Source organism: Massilia paldalensis (assembly GCF_044901715.1).
Lineage (GTDB): Bacteria > Pseudomonadota > Gammaproteobacteria > Burkholderiales > Burkholderiaceae_D > Telluria > Telluria paldalensis.
In genome coordinates, this window is the sequence record NZ_JBJCIU010000002.1 from 792,370 (window position 1) to 808,885 (window position 16,516).

Sequence of the window (16,516 nt, forward strand, 5' to 3'; positions counted from 1 at the left end):
GGTCGCGCGGTCAGACGGTGGGAATCGTTCCGCCGTCGATCACGATCTCCGCGCCGTGCACCGAGGCCGCGAGTGGCGACAGCAGGAAGGCGACCAGTTCCGCGACTTCCTGCGGCTGCCCCGGCCGGCCGATCGGAATGCCGCCGAGCGAATCCATGATGGCCTGCCGCGCCTCGTCCATGCTGCTTTCCCGGTGCGTGGCCAGGCGCCGGATGAAGTCCTGTGTCGCTTTCGTCTCGATGAAGCCGGGCGCCACGCAGTTGACCCGGATGCCGCGCGGTCCGAATTCGTTCGCCAGCGACTTGCTGTAGTTGCGCAGCGCCGCTTTCGCAGCCGCATAGGCGACGGTGGATTCGTGCAGGGGCAGCAGGCGCTGGATCGACGTGATGTGGACGATGGCGCCCGCGCCCCGTTCCAGCATGCCGGGCAGGAAGGCGCGGTCCAGCCGCACGGCGGACATCAGGTTCTGCTGGAGCGCGGCATCCCACTCCCCATCGTCGAGCGCCAGCGCGCCCCCTCCGGGCGCCGCGGAGCCGCCGACGTTATTCACCAGGAAGTCGAGGGGGCCGAACTCGCCCAGGACGGCCTCGGCCACCTGAAGTGCGCCTGCGGCCGTGCCGACGTCGGCTTGCAGGTAGCGCACGCCGGCGCACGGTGCCTCCGGTGCGTGGCGCGCCGTGCTGATCACGGTCGCGCCGCGTTGCGCCAGCACGTGGACGAGCGCCTCGCCCATCCCTTTGGTGCCGCCCGTGACCAGCACGTGCTTGCCTTGGAAGGAATGGTCGTTCATACGAGGACCTCCAGCGCGCCGATGCCGTCGGGTTGCAGCGTGAAGCGGAAATCCAGCATCGTGGGGCTGCCCGGGAAATTGCCGCGCACACTGGCACGCAGCACGCACAGGCCCTCGACGTCCATGAGGCTCACGGGATCCATCGTGGCACGGTAGCGCTCGGTACTCTGCTGCGCCCAGGCGAGGATCTCGGCGTGGCCGCGCTTCACGGTGCCGTCGTCGTCGACGATGGCGTCCGCCACGAAGCAGCGGGCGACGCCCGCCGGATCCTGCTGGTTGCTCGCCTCCACGTAGGCGGCAATCTGGGAAGGTAATGGGATCATGAAGGTTCTCCTTGGTTGTGTGGGCACAGTCTAGGACGGTGCAACATGGCGAAAAAGGCATGAAACGGCTATGCTCCATGAACCACAGGTTCACAATTGAAACGATGAGCTCCCTCGAATTGATACGCTTGTTCCTTGCCGTCGCCGAACTGCGCAGCTTCACGCTGGCGGGCCGCAAGCTGGAGGTGAGCCCGACGGCAGTCAGCAAGGGTGTGCGCGCGCTGGAAAGCCGGCATGGCGTGACGCTGTTCACGCGCAATACCCGCCGCGTTTCCCTGACCGATGCGGGCGCGGCACTCCTCGCCTCGCTCGGGCCCGCCGTGGGCCAGATCGACGACGCCTTCGCGGAACTGGCACAGTTCCAGCAGCGCCCCTCGGGCAACCTGCGGGTCACGGCGCCGCGCGCCTTCGGCTTCCTGCTGGCGCGCCACCTGGTGCCGCGCATGCAGGCGCGCTACCCCGACATCACCTTCGACCTCTCGCTCGACGACGGCCTCGTCGACCTGCTGGCGGCCGGCTACGACGCGGGCGTGCGGCTGGGGCAGGCGATCGCCCAGGACATGGTGGCCGTCCGCCTCAGCCGGCCCCTGTCGTGGTCCATCGTGGCATCGCCCCGGTACGTCGAGGAGCATGGCGTCCCCGCCGTGCCGCGCGACCTGCTGGCGCATCGCACCATCCGCTACCGTTTCTCGACGTCCGGCGCGCTGCCGCCGTGGCGGCTGCGGGACGGCGACGGCGAGTTCCAGCTCGATACGCAGGCGGCCCTGTGCGTCAACGACACGCGCATGATCGCCGAGCTCGCTCGCCAGGGACTCGGCATCGCCTACCTGCCGGACATCGAGATCGGCGACGACGTCGCCCACGGCCGTCTCGTGCGCCTGCTCCCCGGCTGCGTGCCGGACACGTCGGGCTTGTACCTGTATTTTCCGATGCGCAGCCAGAACCAGCCGAAGATGCGGGCGCTGGTCGAGCAGGCGTCGATCCTGGCCGGCGAGGGCGTGCTGGACGCGGCCGCAGTGCAGGCGTGACGCCGGCCGAGCCCGGCGCGAAACAAATATTTCTTCCAAAAAGCAATTGGCGTAGACTGCCTGCTGGCAATTCCAGCAATGTAGGCGCCACATCCGCGCGTCCGTATTGACGAGAGAATTGTCACTCTCTACAACGACAACACATCAGGACGCGACATGACCAAGAAGCACACGAAGACGGTGGCACGGGCGGCGACGCTGCTGGCGCTGCTGGCAGCAGCGGGACTGGCCTCGGCCGACCAGAATGGGATGCGGACCTACCGCGCGCTGGCGCTGGACGGCGCGGGCGAGCGCATCGCCGCGATCGAGAGCGTGGACGGCGAGCCGAAGGCGGGTCCGCGCGTCGTCGTGCGCGAGCGCGCCGGCGGCAAGATCGCCACTACCTACCAGTCCGACTGCCAGGGCTGCCGTCTCGATGCCCCGGCCTGGTCGCCGGACGGCACGGCGCTGGCCGTCGTCGGCAGCGATCCGAAGGCCGGCACGGCCACCGTCTACCTGCTCAAGGACGGCAGGATGTCCGCGCTGACCAGCGTGAAGGGCGTGGCCAGCACCGTGCGCTGGTCGCCGGACGGCCGCCAGCTGGCCTTCCTTGCCACCGTCGGCGCGAAGAAACTGACGGGCGCTGTGGAAGCGGGCGCGCGCCAGGTCGGCGAGATCGGCCTGGCCCAGGAAGAGGACGAGCAGCGCATCGCCGTGATTCCGGCCACGGGCGGCGAGGTGCGCCTGGTCTCGCCCGCCGACACCTTCGTCTACGAATACGACTGGACGCCGGACGGCAAGGGCTTCGTCGTCACCAGCGCCAAGGGCAACGGCGACAACAACTGGTGGGTCGCGACCCTCGGCCACGTCGACGCGGCCAGCGGCAAGCTGCGCGTGCTGGCGGCGCCGAAGATGCAGATGAACATGCCGCACGTGTCGCCGGACGGCCGCACGGTCGCCTTCATCGGCGGCCTGATGAGCGACTTCGGCTCCGTCGGCGGCGACGTGTACACGGTCTCCATCGACGGCGGCCAGCCGGTCGATGTCACCCCCAACTACAAGGGCACCTTCAACGGCATCGCCTGGCGCGGCAAGGAGTTGCTGGCCTCCGTGCTGGCGGGGTCGGATGCGGGCGTGGCCGCGATCGACCCGGCCGCGCGCAGCACGCGCATCCTGTGGAAGGGTCCCGTCACCGCCGCGGCCGGCCGCGACGGCCGCTTCGCGTTCAGCGCCGACGGCACGATCGCCGCGTCCGTCCATGAGGACTACGAGCACGCGCCGCGCATCGTCGCCGGCCGGCTGCCGGCGCTGGCGCCCGTCACGCGCGACAACGACGGTTTCGCCGCCCAGGTGTCGGCGCGCAGCGTCGCCTGGACCAACGACGGCTTCGACGTGCAGGGCTGGCTGATCGGCCCGGCGAAGATCGAGTCCGGCAAGAAGTACCCGATGATCGTGCAGGTGCACGGCGGCCCGGCGGCCGCCGTGACGCCGCGCTACGTGGCGGCCGGCGACAGCGGCAATCCGCTGGCGCGCGACCTCGTCAAGGCCGGCTACTTCGTGTTCATGCCGAACCCGCGCGGCAGCTATGGCCAGGGCAGCGCGTTCGGCAGCGCCAACAAGCGCGACTTCGGCGGCGGCGACTGGCGCGACATCCTGGCCGGCGTGGACGCCGCCATCAAGCAGGCGCCGATCGACGGCGAGCGCCTGGGCCTGATGGGCCACTCCTACGGCGGCTTCATGACGATGTGGGGCGTGACGCACAGCCAGCGCTTCAAGGCGGCCGTCGCCGGCGCCGGCATCGCCAACTGGATCAGCTACTACGGCCAGAACGGCATCGACCAGTGGATGGTGCCGTTCTTCGGCGCCACCATGTACGACGACCCGGCCGTGTACCGCGCCGCTTCGCCGATCGAGTCGATCAAGGCGGCGAAGACCCCGACGCTGATCTACGTGGGCGAGCGCGACGTCGAGTGCCCGCCGGCGCAGTCGTTCGAGTTCTGGCACGGCCTGAAGGCGATGGGCACGCCGACGGCGCTGGTGGTGTACGAGGACGAGGGGCACGCGCTGCGCAAGCCGGAGCACCAGAAGGACTTGCGTGCGCGCCAGCTGGCGTGGTTCGCCAAGTATTTGAAGTAATCGGCTCCGTTCAACACCGGGGTCAGAGCCCCTTGAAAAGCAACACCGGGCTCTGACCCCTGCCATCAACGTTGCGACACCGCCTGCTCCCGCTTGGCGGTGGCCGGATTCTCCGGATTCAATACGACCTGCACGTAGTTCTGCGTGTTCAGGTAACGCTGCGCCGCCTGCTTCACGTCCTCCACGCTCAGGGCCGTCACTTCCTTGTCGAAGCGCAGGATGTTGGCCGGGTCCGTTCCCTCGGTCAGCGAGGTCTGCAGCGTCGCCAGCCAGTAGCCGTTGTCCTGCAGCGACTTGCGGTAGGACTGCAGCCAGTTGGTCTTGACCTTGTCCAGTTCCGACTGCTCGGGCCCACGCGTGCGCAGGCGCTCGATCTCGGCGAAGGTGGTGTCGACGACCTTGCCCACGTTCTGCGGGCCCGTCGGCAGCGTCACGCCCACCGTGTAGTGGCTGTAGGGCAGGCGCGTCATCGAGCCTTCCATGCCGCCGCCGTAGATCAGGCCCATCTTTTCGCGCAGCACGTCGATGATGCGCAGGTTCATCACCTCGGTCAGGGCGCCCAGGCGCAGCTCTTCCTTTTCCGTCACGTCGGCCGGACCCGTGAAGGTCAGCGACACGGTGCTGCGGTCTTCCGAGCCGCTGTTCACGACGCGCTTGACGACGCCTTTCACGGGACGGATGCCCAGGTCGCGGTAGGTGGTCGGGATGTCGGGCGTCGGCAGGCTGCCCAGGTAGGTGGCCAGCAGCGGCTTGATGGCGGCCACGTCGAAGCTGCCCACGAAGATGAAGGTCAGGTCCTTGGCGCTGGAAAAGCGCTCGCGGTAGATGGCGATGGCGCGGTCCAGGTCGATGCGCGAGATGTCCTCGGGACGCAGGGCGCGGGGCGCGCGCGGATTGTTGTCGTACAGCGTGGCCAGCACGGCGTCGCCGAACAGCGCGCCCGGCTGGCCCAGGCGGTTGCGCGCCAGTTCCATCTGCTTGCCGATGAAGGATTTGTACAGGTCCTCGTCGCGCCGCACGCCGGCGAACTTCAGCCACACCATCTGCAGCATCGTCTCGACGTCGGTGGCGCCGGCCGTGCCCGCGACCACGTCCGTGTTGCTGCCCAGGCCCGCGCTGACGGCGGCGGCCTTGCCGGCCAGGATCTTGCGCATGTCGACGGGCGTGAAATCCTTCAGGCCCATGGCGGCGACGATGGTGTCGGCATAGCGCGCATTGAAGGTGTCGCGCTCGTCGAACAGGCTCTGGCCGCCGAAGCGTGCCGCGCTCATCAGGACCTGGTCGTTGCGGAAGGTGGTGGGCTTGAGGATGACCTTGACGCCGTTCGACAGCGTCAGGCGCGTCAGGCCCAGGCGCGCGTCCTTTGTTTCCGACGCGATGCTGCCCGGCGCCGGTGGCTTGTCCATCAGGCGCGCGGCGACGGCCTTCTCGTCGAGCTTCTGGACGTCGCGCCGCTCGGCCGCGGCGACGGCGGCCAGCAGCTGGTCGCCCGTCGGGACGGCGGCGCCTTCGCCGGAGGGGCCCGTGTAGATCACGAGCTTGCCCGAGTCCGCGGGAATCGTGCGGCGCGCGTAGGCATTGATCTCGTCCAGCGTGATGCCGGGCACCATCGCGTTGACGAAGCGGTACTCGGCGTCGATGCCCGGGATCGCCTCGCCCTCGAGGAAGTGGCGCATGTATTCGGCCGCGTACTGGGCCGAGTCGGTCTTGTCGCGCTCGTTCCAGGCGAGTTCGTAGGTGCGCAGCAGCGTCTTCTTGACGCGTTCCAGCTCGGCCGCGCCGAAGCCGAACTGGCGCGCCCGCTCGTTTTCCTGCACCAGCGCGTCGATGGCGGGCGTGGGACCGTTCTTGCCCAGCGCGGCCATCGCGTTGTACGAGCGGTAGCGCGGCGTCAGGCGGCCCGGCGCGCTGCTGGCGCCCATGAACGGCGGCGACGCCGTCTGCGCCAGTTCCGCCAGGCGCTGGTTCAGCATGCCGGAGAACAGGCTCTCGACCAGCTGCTCGCGGTAGCCGGCCAGCGTGGCGCGCTCGCGGTAGGGTTGCACGGGATAGCGGATCAGCACGGAGGCCGGCCCCGATTCCTTGTCCGTCACCACGAGCGCCTCCGTGCCGGCGCGCGGGGGAATGGCCGCGTAGTCGCGCTTGCGCTCCGGCACGGGATTCTTCAGGCCGGCGAAGTGGCGCTTGACGAGCTGCTCGATCTGCGCCGGGTCGACGTCGCCGACAGCGACGACGGCCATCAGGTCGGGACGGTACCAGTCGCGGTAGAAGCGGCGGATGGCGTCCGGCTTGAAGTTGCGCAGGATCGTTTCCTGGCCGATCGGCAGGCGGTCCGCGTAGCGCGAGCCGTTGTAGATCTTCGGCATCAGTACCTTCTGCATGCGGTCGCCCGCGCCTTTGCCCAGGCGCAGTTCTTCGAGCACGATGTCGCGTTCCTTGTCGATGTCCTCGGCATTCAGGGTCAGGCCGTGCGCCCAGTCTTCCAGCACGAGGAAGGCCTTGTCGAGGTCCTGCGGCTGCTCGGCCGGCACCGGCAGCACGTAGACGGTCTCGTCGAACGAGGTGTAGGCGTTCAGGTCGGCGCCGAACTTGACGCCGATCGACTGCAGGTAGGACACCAGCTCGTGCTTCTTGAAGTGGGTCGAGCCGTTGAACGCCATGTGCTCGGTGAAGTGGGCCAGGCCCTGCTGGTCTTCATCTTCGAGGATTGAGCCCGCTTTCACGACGAGGCGCAGTTCGAGCTTGTGCTCCGGCTTGCGGTTGCGCTGGATGTAGTAGGTCAGTCCGTTGTCCAGCTTGCCGACCTTGACCTGCGGGCCGATCGGCAGCGGCGCGTTCAGGTCGGGCAGCGCCGCCGCGGCGGTGGCGGCCAGCGCCGGGCCCGGCACCGTGGCGACCAGGGCGAGCAGGAGGAGGGTGAAACGGACGAGGCTGGTGAAACGGGAGATCATGCAGAGGGTGTCCGGTTGGGGCTGGAAACCCATTCTAACCCGCGCGCGGCGCCGCACAGTTACAACACGGCATGATGTATGACACATATTGACAGACATATCGTTGTCATAGTGCAACGAACATGAACATGCCGGCATCGCTCACGAAGTCATGGCAGCAGGAAATGGCCGGGAAGGGCAGTTAAATGGTGCCGAATCCTTTAAAATAGCGGATTTCGTACCAGCCGCCCGAAGCGAGGAAACCCCATGCCCATCTCCACCACCCAGGAAATCGTCGAAGAACTGCGCGCCGGGCGCATGGTGATCCTCGTCGACGAGGAAGACCGCGAGAACGAGGGCGACCTGGTGCTCGCCGCCGAGCACGTCACCCCGGAAGCGATCAACTTCATGATCCGCCACGCGCGCGGCCTCGTGTGCCTGACGCTGTCCGAGGAGATCTGCGACCGCCTCGAACTGCCGATGATGACCAGCCGTAACGGCACCTCGTTCGGCACCAACTTCACGGTGTCGATCGAAGCGGCCGAAGGCGTCACCACGGGCATCTCGGCGGCCGACCGCGCACGCACGATCCAGGTCGCCGTCGCCAAGGACGCGAAGCCGGAAGACCTGGTGCAACCCGGCCACATCTTCCCGCTGCGCGCCGTCAAGGGCGGCGTGCTGATGCGCGCTGGCCATACGGAGGCGGGCTGCGACCTGACGGAGATGGCGGGCTTGACCCCGGCGTCCGTCATCTGCGAGATCATCAAGGAAGACGGCACCATGGCGCGCCTGCCGGACCTGCTGGAATTCGGCAAGGAGCACGGCATCAAGATCGGCACGATCGCCGACCTGATCCACTACCGCAGCCAGAACGAGACGCTCGTCGAGCGCGTGGCCGAGCGCACGCTGTGCACGGCCCACGGCGACTTCCAGCTGATCGCCTTCCGCGACCAGCCGAGCGGCTCGGCCCACCTGGCGCTCGTGCACGGCGAACCGGCGCAGGCAGAGGAATCGCTGGTGCGCGTGCACCAGCCCGTCTCCATCCTGGACGTGCTCGACACCGCCTGCACCTCGCACTCGTGGAACCTGGCGGCGGCGATGCAGGCCGTCAAGGCGTCCGACGCCGGCGTCATCGTGCTGCTCAATTGCGGCGAGACGGCGACCGAGCTGTTCGAGCGCTTCGGCACGATGGACAAGCCGGCCGCACGCCCGGCCGGCCGCGCGGCCAACCTGGACCTGCGTACCTACGGCATCGGCGCGCAGATCCTGCGCCAGCTGGGCGTGCGCAAGATGAAGCTGCTGGCCAATCCGCGCAAGATGCCTTCGATGACGGGTTTCGACCTCGAGGTCACCGGCTACCTGGCCAAGCCGGAAGCGTAATCCGGCCCATTTATACAACGACGGGACGCGTTGCGCACGGGCGTTACGCGTTACCATTCACATCAACGAATCAACAGAACAAGAGGCAGCCATGACGGTAGGAACTTTTGAAAGCAATCTGCAGGGCGAAGGCCTGCGCATCGGTATCGTACAGGCGCGTTTCAACGCGGACGTGGGCCACGGCCTGCTGTCGGCCTGCCTGGCCGAGCTGAAACACCTGGGCGTGGCCGACGAGGACATCCTGCACGTGACCGTGCCGGGCGCCCTGGAAGTCCCGCTGGCGCTGCAGAAGATGGCCGAGACCCAGCAGTTCGACGCGCTGGTCGCGCTGGGCGCCGTGATCCGCGGCGAAACCTACCACTTCGAGCTGGTCTCGAACGAATCCGGCGCCGGCATCACCCGCGTCGGCCTGGACTATGGCATGCCGATCGCCAACGCGATCCTGACCACGGAAAACGACGAGCAGGCGGAAGTCCGCATGGCCGAGAAGGGCACCGACGCGGCTCGCGTGGCCGTCGAGATGGCCAATCTGCTGCTGGGCCTCGAAGAACTGCAGGCCGAAGAAGACTGACGCAATACAGGTATAACATGACTGACAAATCCACGCACGCCAACCCGAACAAGAACCGCACGCCGCGCCACCGCGCCCGCGAGTTCGGCCTCCAGGGTCTGTATCAATGGCTGCTGAACAATGAGCCGGCCGCAACGGTCATCGCCAACATCCGCACCGCCCATGGCTTCGAGAAGGCCGACAGCGAGTACGTGAAGGAACTGCTGCATGGCGCGATCGCCCAGTCGGTCGAGCTGCGCGAGATGCTGCAGCCGACGATCGACCGCCCCGTCGCCGAGCTGTCGCCGATCGAACACGCCGTGCTGCTGCTCGGCGCCTACGAGCTGAAGAACCAGATCGAGATTCCGTACCGCGTCGTGATCAACGAAGCGGTCGAGCTGACCAAGTCCTTCGGCGGCATCGACGGCCACAAATACGTGAACGGCGTGCTCGACCGCCTGGTGGGCAAGCTGCGTCCGGACGAAGTGGCGGCGGACGCGAAGCGCTGATTCGGACGACCCTCTATATATAGTAGAGAGAAGCCGCCCCGGGAGACCGGGGCGGCTTTTTTTATGTGGCGGCCGCGGCCCGTCGTCCCTGCGAAGGCAGGGACCCAATTTTCATGCGCCGAAGATACGCAAACGGAGCTTGGGTCCCTGCCTTCGCAGGGACGACGTGGGGTAGGCGAAGGGACGACGTCGGTTGGCGCAGCGACGACGTTGCTTGGGTACTGGAATGGGAAAAAAGAAAGCCACCGCGGCTTCCGCCAACGGTGGCTTTCGACCAGGGATCGTTACGTGGCTTACAGGCCGGCGACGGTCTCGCCGTTCTGGCTGGCGCCGTGGGCGCTGTCGCTCGCGGCGGCGCTGTCTGCCTTGGCCGGGGCCGGGGCGGATTTCTGGACCAGGACCGCCGTCGGGGCCGGCGGGGTGTTATAGATCGGCACGTTCTTGCCGCCGGCAACCTGCTTCAGGCGGCGGTACTCGGCCAGCACCTTGTTGCCGTAGCCCGAGTCGTCCTCGAAGGCGGCGGCGCCCACGTAGGTCTTCAGGCCGCCTTCGACGGAACCGGTGCGGGTCACGTAATCCTTCAGGATCTGGGCGCCGACACGGATGTTGGCTACCGGATCCAGCGCGGCTTCCTTGCCGCCGACTTCCTCGAACTTGTCGCTGTGTACCTTCGACATCACCTGCATCAGGCCTTGCGCGCCCATCGGGCTCTCGGCGAACGGGTTCAGGCCCGATTCGATCGCCATCACGGCCAGGATCAGCAGCGGATCCAGCTTGATCTCGTGCGCCGTGCTGTAGGCGGTGGAGACCAGCATGTTGGCGGCGTCGCCGGCCACGCGGTAGCGGCGCGACAGCCAGTCCGTCACGTACTTCTGCTGGCGCGTGGTACGTGGGCTCGCCTTGTCCTCGGCCACCTGCACCGGTTCGGCCTCGGCCTTCGGCTGCACGGGAGCGGCCGCGACGGCCACTGGTGCTGCGTGCTGCGGATTGAGCAGTTCCGACACCCGTTTCGCGAAATCGGGGCGGTAGTACAGCAGCGCCATCATGGCCACTGCGGAAAAACCGAATACGGTCATCGTATGTTTTGCGGTGGTAAAGATACCGCGTGCCGTTTTGATCACGGAAGACCACGTGATGGGCTGGCTGGCCGCTTGTTGGACGAGCCTTGCGCTCGTACCGATGAAGCGATGAATCATCGTCTCTCCTTTGTCGCGGAAAAAGTGTCCCCACGGCGGCGCAAGTGCGCTGCTGAAGATGTACTAATGCCGTGCATCAGAAAACCGTCTGTCGCCGCTCGCTGCGGTCGACTAACGCCGTCATTGCTTGCTACAGCTGGGCCGCGCTGACTATGGAGGCGCCCAGTGGCTAACAACTGTCTCGGGGTAAGGTAGGGCAGACGCCCTGGGAAACACTCCTTACAAATGTCATTGGGGCCCCGACCCCGTGAAAGAAGGAGACCGGCTAAAATCACGTCCTGGACGGGCCTGTCTCACTTGGTAGGCGGATTGTAGGTGCCGGTTTATACCAAGTCAATACTAGCACGGCTGCTCTTTATTACTTTTAGATCTAAATCTAGCCGCGGGGCTCATCAATTCTTTGGCAAATCAATCACTTGCCGCCGATTGTTAGCCAAACTCAAAAGATGTAAAAAAGCATTAATAAATCGATGAACTACTCAGATTTGCGTGATTTCCTTGCTAAGTTGCAAGAAATGGATGACTTCAAGCGCGTATCGGTGCCTATTTCCCCAAATCTTGAAATGACGGAGATCTGCGACCGCACCCTACGCGCCGGTGGCCCCGCCTTGCTGTTCGAGAAACCGACGGGGCACACGATTCCCGTGCTGGCCAACCTGTTCGGTACGCCGCGCCGGGTGGCACTGGGCATGGGCGCGGACGACGTCGGCGAGCTGCGCCGCATCGGCCACGTGCTGGCACGGCTGAAGGAACCGGAGCCGCCCAAGGGCTTTAAGGACATCATGGACATGGGTTCCCTGGTCAAGGCCGTGTGGGACATGGCGCCTAAAGAAGTGAAGGGCGCGCCATGCCAGGAAATCGTCTGGGAGGGCAAGGACGTGGACCTGTCGCGCCTGCCGATCCAGCACTGCTGGCCGGGCGACATCGCCCCGCTCATCACCTGGGGCCTGGTGATCACGAAGGGGCCGAACAAGAAGCGCCAGAACCTGGGCATCTACCGCCAGCAGGTGCTGGGGCCGAACAAGGTCATCATGCGCTGGCTGGCGCACCGCGGCGGCGCCCTCGATTTCCGCGAGCACTGCATCGCCAACCCGGGCCAGCCGTATCCGGTGGCCGTGGCGCTGGGCGCGGACCCGGCCACGATCCTGGGCGCCGTCACGCCCGTGCCGGACACGCTGTCCGAATACCAGTTCGCCGGCCTGCTGCGCGGCCAGCGCACGACGCTCACCAAGGCCATCGGCAGCGAGCTGCGCGTGCCCGCATCGGCCGAGATCGTGCTCGAAGGGCATATCTACCCGGACGAGAACCACCCGAGCGGCTTCGAGCATGCGCTGGAAGGGCCGTACGGCGACCACACCGGCTATTACAATGAGCAGGACTGGTTCCCCGTCTTTACCATCGACCGCATCACGATGCGGCGCGACCCGATCTACCACTCGACCTACACGGGCAAGCCGCCCGACGAGCCGGCCGTGCTGGGCGTGGCGCTGAACGAGGTGTTCATTCCCCTGCTGCAGAAACAGTTCACCGAGATCACGGATTTCTACCTGCCGCCGGAAGGCTGCAGCTACCGCATGGCCGTCGTGCAGATGAAGAAGCAGTACGCGGGCCACGCCAAGCGCGTGATGTTCGGCGTGTGGAGCTTCCTGCGCCAGTTCATGTATACGAAATTCATCGTCGTCGTGGACGAGGACGTCGACGTGCGCGACTGGAAGGAAGTGATCTGGGCCATCACGACCCGCGTCGATCCGACCCGCGACACGGTCCTGGTCGACAATACGCCGATCGACTACCTCGACTTCGCCTCGCCCATCAGCGGCCTGGGCAGCAAGATGGGCATCGACGCCACCAACAAGTGGCCGGGCGAGACCAACCGCGAGTGGGGTACGCCGATCGTCATGACGCCGGAAGTGAAGGCGCGCGTGGACGGGATCTGGCAGCAGCTGGGGTTGTAGGCGTGCATGGTGGGCACGTGGTGCCCACCCTACGACTAGGGGTCAGAGTCCGGTGTTGATGGTTGGACTCCGACCCCGTTGTTCTGCCGCGCCGCATGCTCTATATATAGAGTGCATATGCTGCTGAAAAGGCCGGTTTGCCTGCGGCTCCCCCGTCAGGTATAATGGACCTCGGCGGGCCCCTGCGCATTGTGGCATGGTTTACCTGGTCAGGTCGGGAACGAAGCAGCCAAAGCCGTTCACCGCAAGTGCCGCAGATCAGGCTCGCCTTTTACCTTCTTCTTTTCCCCCATCTCATCGATACCGCCGGCGCGCTGCGCTTGGGGATATTGTTCGTCTGTACATCGCACCCGGTGTCGCATCGTCGTCCAATATTGGCCCGGCAAGCCCGGTCTACGGTAAAATCGCGGTATGTCCTATCAAGTCCTCGCCCGCAAATACCGTCCCAAGAACTTCGACACGCTGGTCGGCCAGGAGCACGTGGTACGTGCGCTGACCCATGCGTTGCGGTCCGGACGGCTGCACCACGCCTACCTGTTCACCGGCACGCGCGGCGTGGGCAAGACGACGCTCTCGCGCATCCTGGCCAAGTCGCTCAACTGCGTCGGCCCGGACGGGCAGGGCGGCATCACGGCCGAACCCTGCGGTGAGTGCGAACCCTGCCGCGCCATCGATGCCGGCCGCTTCGTCGACTACATCGAGATGGACGCGGCCTCGAACCGCGGCGTCGACGAGATGGCCCAACTGCTCGAGCAGGCCGTGTACGCCCCCAGCAATGCGCGCTTCAAGGTCTACATGATCGACGAGGTGCACATGCTGACGAACCACGCCTTCAACGCCATGCTGAAGACGCTGGAAGAGCCGCCCGAGCACGTCAAGTTCATCCTGGCGACGACGGACCCGCAGAAGATTCCCGTGACCGTGCTGTCGCGCTGCCTGCAGTTCAACCTGAAACAGATGCCGCCGGGCCACATCGTCGGCCACCTGGAAAACATCCTGGGCCAGGAAGACGTGCAGTTCGAACAACCCGCGCTGCGCCTGCTGGCGCAGGGCGCGCACGGCTCGATGCGCGACGCGCTGTCGCTGACCGACCAGGCCATCGCCTATGCGGCCGGGGCCGTGACGCTCGAGGCCGTGCAGGGCATGCTGGGCGCGCTCGACCAATCCTACCTGGTGCGCCTGCTCGACGCGCTGGCCGAACAGAACGGCGCCGACCTGATGGCGGTGGCCGACGAGATGGCCAGCCGCAGCCTGTCGTACAACGGCGCGCTGCAGGACCTGGGCACGCTGCTGCACCGCATCGCGCTGGCGCAGACGGTGCCGACGGCCGTGCCGCAGGACCTGCCCGAACTGGCTGACATCCAGCGCCTGGCGCTCGCCTTCGATCCGCAGGAAGTGCAGCTGTATTACCAGATCGCCGTGCACGGCCGGCACGAGATCGGCCTCGCGCCGGACGAGTACGCCGGTTTCACGATGACGCTGCTGCGCATGCTCGCGTTCCGTCCGGGGCAGGGCGGCGCCGAGCAGTCCGCCTCTCCGGCGCCGGCCGCGCTGGCGCGTTCGCTGCCGCCGGCCCAGCCCGCGCGTCCGGCGGCGCATGCGGCCGCGCCGGCGCAGGCGCCTGCACGCCCTGCGTCCGGTCCCGGTCCCGCCGCCGCCAGCCACGCCGCACCCGCCGCCCCGGCTGCCCCGGCAGCACCCTCGGCCGGCGGCGCCGCCCCGGCCATGAGCCTGGCCCGCGCGTCGATCAATGCCGCGCTGGAAGCGGCGCGCGCCGCCTCGCGTCCGGGCGCCGCCGGGGTCAAGCGTGCGCCGGCCGGTCCGGCCGAGGCGCCCGCTGCCGCAGCGCCGGCACCTTCCGCTCCCGCATCCGCGCCGGCCCCCGCATCCGCATCGGCTCCTGCATCGGCCCCCGCTTTGGGCCCGCAGTCCAGCGCGACGCCGGCACGTCCGGGTCCGGGCGCGCCGTGGGATGCAGCGCCGGCCGGTGCCGCGCCCGCCGCCGCGGCCCGCCCGCAGGCGATGGCCCAGCCGCAGCCGGCCATGGGCCGTGCCCAGCCGGGCGCCGTGGCCCAGCAGCCGCAGCACATGTCGCAGCCAACCCAGCAACAAGCGCGTGCGCAGGAACAGGCCGTCGCGGACGACGACGTGCCGGCCTGGGTCACCGGGTTTTCCGACGACACGGCCGTCGCTGCGCCGGCCACCGAAGCACCGGCCGTGGCGCCGCCGCCGGCCCGCGTCGCGGCGCCGTCCAGGGCCCCGTATCCCTACGTCGTCACGCCGGTGGATGCCATCGGCTGGGACGGCAACTGGCCCGCGCTGGCCGCATCGCTGCCGCTGCGCGGCGTGGCCCAGCAGCTGGCATTCCAGACCGAATTGATCGAGTGCGTGGCCGATGGCGGCAGCGCGACCTTCCGCCTGCGCGTGCCGGTCGACACGCTGCGCGCCAGCGGCAACAGCGAGAAGCTGTGCGCGGCGTTGCAGGAATGCTTCCCGTCGCTGCGCGTGAACGTCGACACCGAGATCGCACCCGTGTGGTACACGGCCAGCGCCGAAGCGAAGGCGCGCCGCGAGCAGCTGCAGCGCGAAGCCGAGGCCACCGTCGAAGCCGATTCGTTCGTGCAGGAGATGGCGCGCACCTTCGACGCCTTCGTCGTGCCGGGCTCCGTGCGTCCGCTCGGCACCTGAGGCGGCGCGCCTTCGTACCCTTTCACGTATCCTTTTTGTTTTACCCGACCTATTGGAGAACCCACCATGATGAAGAACCAGCTCGCAGGCATGATGAAGCAGGTGCAGGCCATGCAGGACAATATGAAGAAGGCGCAAGACCAGCTGGCCCTCATCGAAGTCGAAGGCCAGTCGGGCGCCGGCCTGGTCAAGGTCGTGATGACCTGCAAGAACGACGTCAAGCGCGTCACCATCGATCCGTCGCTGCTGGGCGACGACCGCGACATGCTGGAAGACCTGGTCGCGGCCGCGTTCAACGATGCGATCCGCAAGGCCGAGACGACCACGCAGGAAAAGATGGCCGGCCTGACCGCCGGCCTGCCGATCCCGCCGGGCTTCAAGATGCCGTTCTGATGTCCCCCGGCGCGGGCGTGCCGAACGCGCCCGCGCCATCGATTCCACCACCGGAAACCTCATGTCCAAATCGCTCGACTTCCTGACCGAGGCCTTGCGGCGCCTGCCGGGCGTCGGGCCGAAGTCGGCGCAGCGCATGGCCTTCCACCTGCTGCAACACGACCGCGAAGGCGCCGCCATGCTGTCGCGCGCCCTGTACCAGGCGGTCGACTCGGTGCACCACTGCGCGATGTGCAATACCTTCTCCGAAACGGAGATCTGCGACCTGTGCGCGAACGAGGAGCGCGACCGCGCGCTGCTGTGCGTGGTCGAGACCCCGGCCGACCAGATGATGATCGAGCAGACCCTGACCTACAAGGGCCTGTACTTCGTGCTGATGGGACGCCTGTCGCCGCTCGACGGCATCGGTCCCAAGGACCTGCACCTGGAAAAGCTGGTCAACCGCGCCAACGACGGCGAGGTCAAGGAAGTGGTGCTGGCCACCAATTTCACCAACGAGGGCGAGGCCACCGCCCACTACATCAGCGAGATGCTCAAGGCGCGCGGCCTGAAGGTCAGCCGCCTCGCGCGCGGCGTTCCCGTGGGAGGCGAACTCGAGTATGTGGACGCCGGCACCATCGCGCGCGCCATGCTCGACAGGCGCAGTGCATAATCGGTCC

The 16,516-nt window shown here is 67.1% G+C and carries 13 protein-coding genes and 1 other RNA gene; 10 read left to right on the plus strand and 4 right to left on the minus strand.

Annotation, left to right across the window (positions count from 1 at the left end; genetic code table 11):
- Positions 1-10: 10 nt before the first annotated feature.
- Both ACI1V7_RS13245 and ACI1V7_RS13250 read right to left on the minus strand, forming a co-directional pair.
- Entirely contained in the window at positions 11-790 is a 780-nt protein-coding gene (locus ACI1V7_RS13245) for an SDR family oxidoreductase (RefSeq protein WP_404532216.1), read from the minus strand.
- Complete coding sequence (locus ACI1V7_RS13250; RefSeq protein WP_404532217.1) at positions 787-1,113, minus strand: nuclear transport factor 2 family protein; 327 nt, start codon at positions 1,111-1,113, stop codon at positions 787-789. The genes ACI1V7_RS13245 and ACI1V7_RS13250 overlap by 4 nt, the downstream gene beginning before the upstream one ends.
- A 104-nt stretch (positions 1,114-1,217) precedes the next feature.
- Between ACI1V7_RS13250 and ACI1V7_RS13255 the strand changes: the two genes are divergently transcribed.
- Positions 1,218-2,141, plus strand: coding sequence for a LysR family transcriptional regulator (locus ACI1V7_RS13255; protein ID WP_404532218.1), 924 nt, complete (start codon positions 1,218-1,220; stop codon positions 2,139-2,141).
- Positions 2,142-2,297: 156 nt separating this feature from the next.
- Positions 2,298-4,256, plus strand: coding sequence for a S9 family peptidase (locus ACI1V7_RS13260; RefSeq protein ID WP_404532219.1), 1,959 nt, complete (start codon positions 2,298-2,300; stop codon positions 4,254-4,256).
- 65 nt (positions 4,257-4,321) lie between these two features.
- Here ACI1V7_RS13260 and ACI1V7_RS13265 read toward each other — a convergent pair whose 3' ends face one another.
- A complete protein-coding gene (locus ACI1V7_RS13265; protein ID WP_404532220.1) occupies positions 4,322-7,207 on the minus strand; it encodes a M16 family metallopeptidase in 2,886 nt (961 codons plus the stop codon).
- Positions 7,208-7,453: 246 nt separating this feature from the next.
- Here ACI1V7_RS13265 and ribBA point away from each other — a divergent pair, with 246 nt between their 5' ends.
- From ribBA to nusB, 3 genes are all read left to right on the plus strand, one after another.
- The gene (ribBA, locus tag ACI1V7_RS13270; RefSeq protein ID WP_404532221.1) at positions 7,454-8,566 is read left to right on the plus strand and encodes a bifunctional 3,4-dihydroxy-2-butanone-4-phosphate synthase/GTP cyclohydrolase II; all 1,113 of its coding nucleotides are present in this window, start codon (positions 7,454-7,456) and stop codon (positions 8,564-8,566) included.
- 91 nt (positions 8,567-8,657) lie between these two features.
- Positions 8,658-9,137, plus strand: coding sequence for a 6,7-dimethyl-8-ribityllumazine synthase (gene ribH, locus ACI1V7_RS13275; RefSeq protein ID WP_290411540.1), 480 nt, complete (start codon positions 8,658-8,660; stop codon positions 9,135-9,137).
- Positions 9,138-9,154: 17 nt separating this feature from the next.
- Positions 9,155-9,625: a transcription antitermination factor NusB gene (gene nusB / locus ACI1V7_RS13280; protein WP_404532222.1), complete on the plus strand. Its 471-nt coding sequence runs from the start codon at positions 9,155-9,157 to the stop codon at positions 9,623-9,625.
- Between the two features lie 293 nt (positions 9,626-9,918).
- Here nusB and ACI1V7_RS13285 read toward each other — a convergent pair whose 3' ends face one another.
- Complete coding sequence (locus ACI1V7_RS13285) at positions 9,919-10,701, minus strand: transglycosylase SLT domain-containing protein (RefSeq protein ID WP_404532223.1); 783 nt, start codon at positions 10,699-10,701, stop codon at positions 9,919-9,921.
- A gap of 590 nt (positions 10,702-11,291) precedes the next feature.
- On the opposite strand from ACI1V7_RS13285, the gene ubiD reads away from it, so the two are divergent.
- The 5 genes from ubiD to recR all read left to right on the plus strand — a co-directional run bounded on the left by ubiD (position 11,292) and on the right by recR (position 16,509).
- Entirely contained in the window at positions 11,292-12,776 is a 1,485-nt protein-coding gene (gene ubiD / locus ACI1V7_RS13290) for a 4-hydroxy-3-polyprenylbenzoate decarboxylase (protein ID WP_404532224.1), read from the plus strand.
- Between the two features lie 173 nt (positions 12,777-12,949).
- Positions 12,950-13,048, plus strand: an RNA gene (gene ffs / locus ACI1V7_RS13295) — signal recognition particle sRNA small type.
- A gap of 139 nt (positions 13,049-13,187) precedes the next feature.
- The gene (locus ACI1V7_RS13300; protein WP_404532225.1) at positions 13,188-15,464 is read left to right on the plus strand and encodes a DNA polymerase III subunit gamma/tau; all 2,277 of its coding nucleotides are present in this window, start codon (positions 13,188-13,190) and stop codon (positions 15,462-15,464) included.
- A 66-nt stretch (positions 15,465-15,530) separates the two neighbouring features.
- Positions 15,531-15,857 carry a YbaB/EbfC family nucleoid-associated protein gene (locus tag ACI1V7_RS13305; RefSeq protein ID WP_290411535.1) on the plus strand — a complete coding sequence of 109 codons (327 nt, stop codon included), beginning with the start codon at positions 15,531-15,533 and terminating at the stop codon, positions 15,855-15,857.
- Positions 15,858-15,918: 61 nt separating this feature from the next.
- The gene (gene recR / locus ACI1V7_RS13310; RefSeq protein ID WP_404532226.1) at positions 15,919-16,509 is read left to right on the plus strand and encodes a recombination mediator RecR; all 591 of its coding nucleotides are present in this window, start codon (positions 15,919-15,921) and stop codon (positions 16,507-16,509) included.
- Positions 16,510-16,516 lie beyond the last annotated feature (7 nt).

Bases quoted from the DNA above. Each gene is read 5' to 3' on its own strand.
- ACI1V7_RS13245 (WP_404532216.1), bottom strand. From the start codon at position 790: ATGAACGACCATTCCTTCCAAGGCAAGCACGTGCTGGTCACGGGCGGC.
- ACI1V7_RS13250 (WP_404532217.1), bottom strand. From the start codon at position 1,113: ATGATCCCATTACCTTCCCAGATTGCCGCCTACGTGGAGGCGAGCAAC.
- ACI1V7_RS13255 (WP_404532218.1), top strand. From the start codon at position 1,218: ATGAGCTCCCTCGAATTGATACGCTTGTTCCTTGCCGTCGCCGAACTG.
- ACI1V7_RS13260 (WP_404532219.1), top strand. From the start codon at position 2,298: ATGACCAAGAAGCACACGAAGACGGTGGCACGGGCGGCGACGCTGCTG.
- ACI1V7_RS13265 (WP_404532220.1), bottom strand. From the start codon at position 7,207: ATGATCTCCCGTTTCACCAGCCTCGTCCGTTTCACCCTCCTCCTGCTC.
- ribBA (WP_404532221.1), top strand. From the start codon at position 7,454: ATGCCCATCTCCACCACCCAGGAAATCGTCGAAGAACTGCGCGCCGGG.
- ribH (WP_290411540.1), top strand. From the start codon at position 8,658: ATGACGGTAGGAACTTTTGAAAGCAATCTGCAGGGCGAAGGCCTGCGC.
- nusB (WP_404532222.1), top strand. From the start codon at position 9,155: ATGACTGACAAATCCACGCACGCCAACCCGAACAAGAACCGCACGCCG.
- ACI1V7_RS13285 (WP_404532223.1), bottom strand. From the start codon at position 10,701: ATGACCGTATTCGGTTTTTCCGCAGTGGCCATGATGGCGCTGCTGTAC.
- ubiD (WP_404532224.1), top strand. From the start codon at position 11,292: ATGAACTACTCAGATTTGCGTGATTTCCTTGCTAAGTTGCAAGAAATG.
- ACI1V7_RS13300 (WP_404532225.1), top strand. From the start codon at position 13,188: ATGTCCTATCAAGTCCTCGCCCGCAAATACCGTCCCAAGAACTTCGAC.
- ACI1V7_RS13305 (WP_290411535.1), top strand. From the start codon at position 15,531: ATGATGAAGAACCAGCTCGCAGGCATGATGAAGCAGGTGCAGGCCATG.
- recR (WP_404532226.1), top strand. From the start codon at position 15,919: ATGTCCAAATCGCTCGACTTCCTGACCGAGGCCTTGCGGCGCCTGCCG.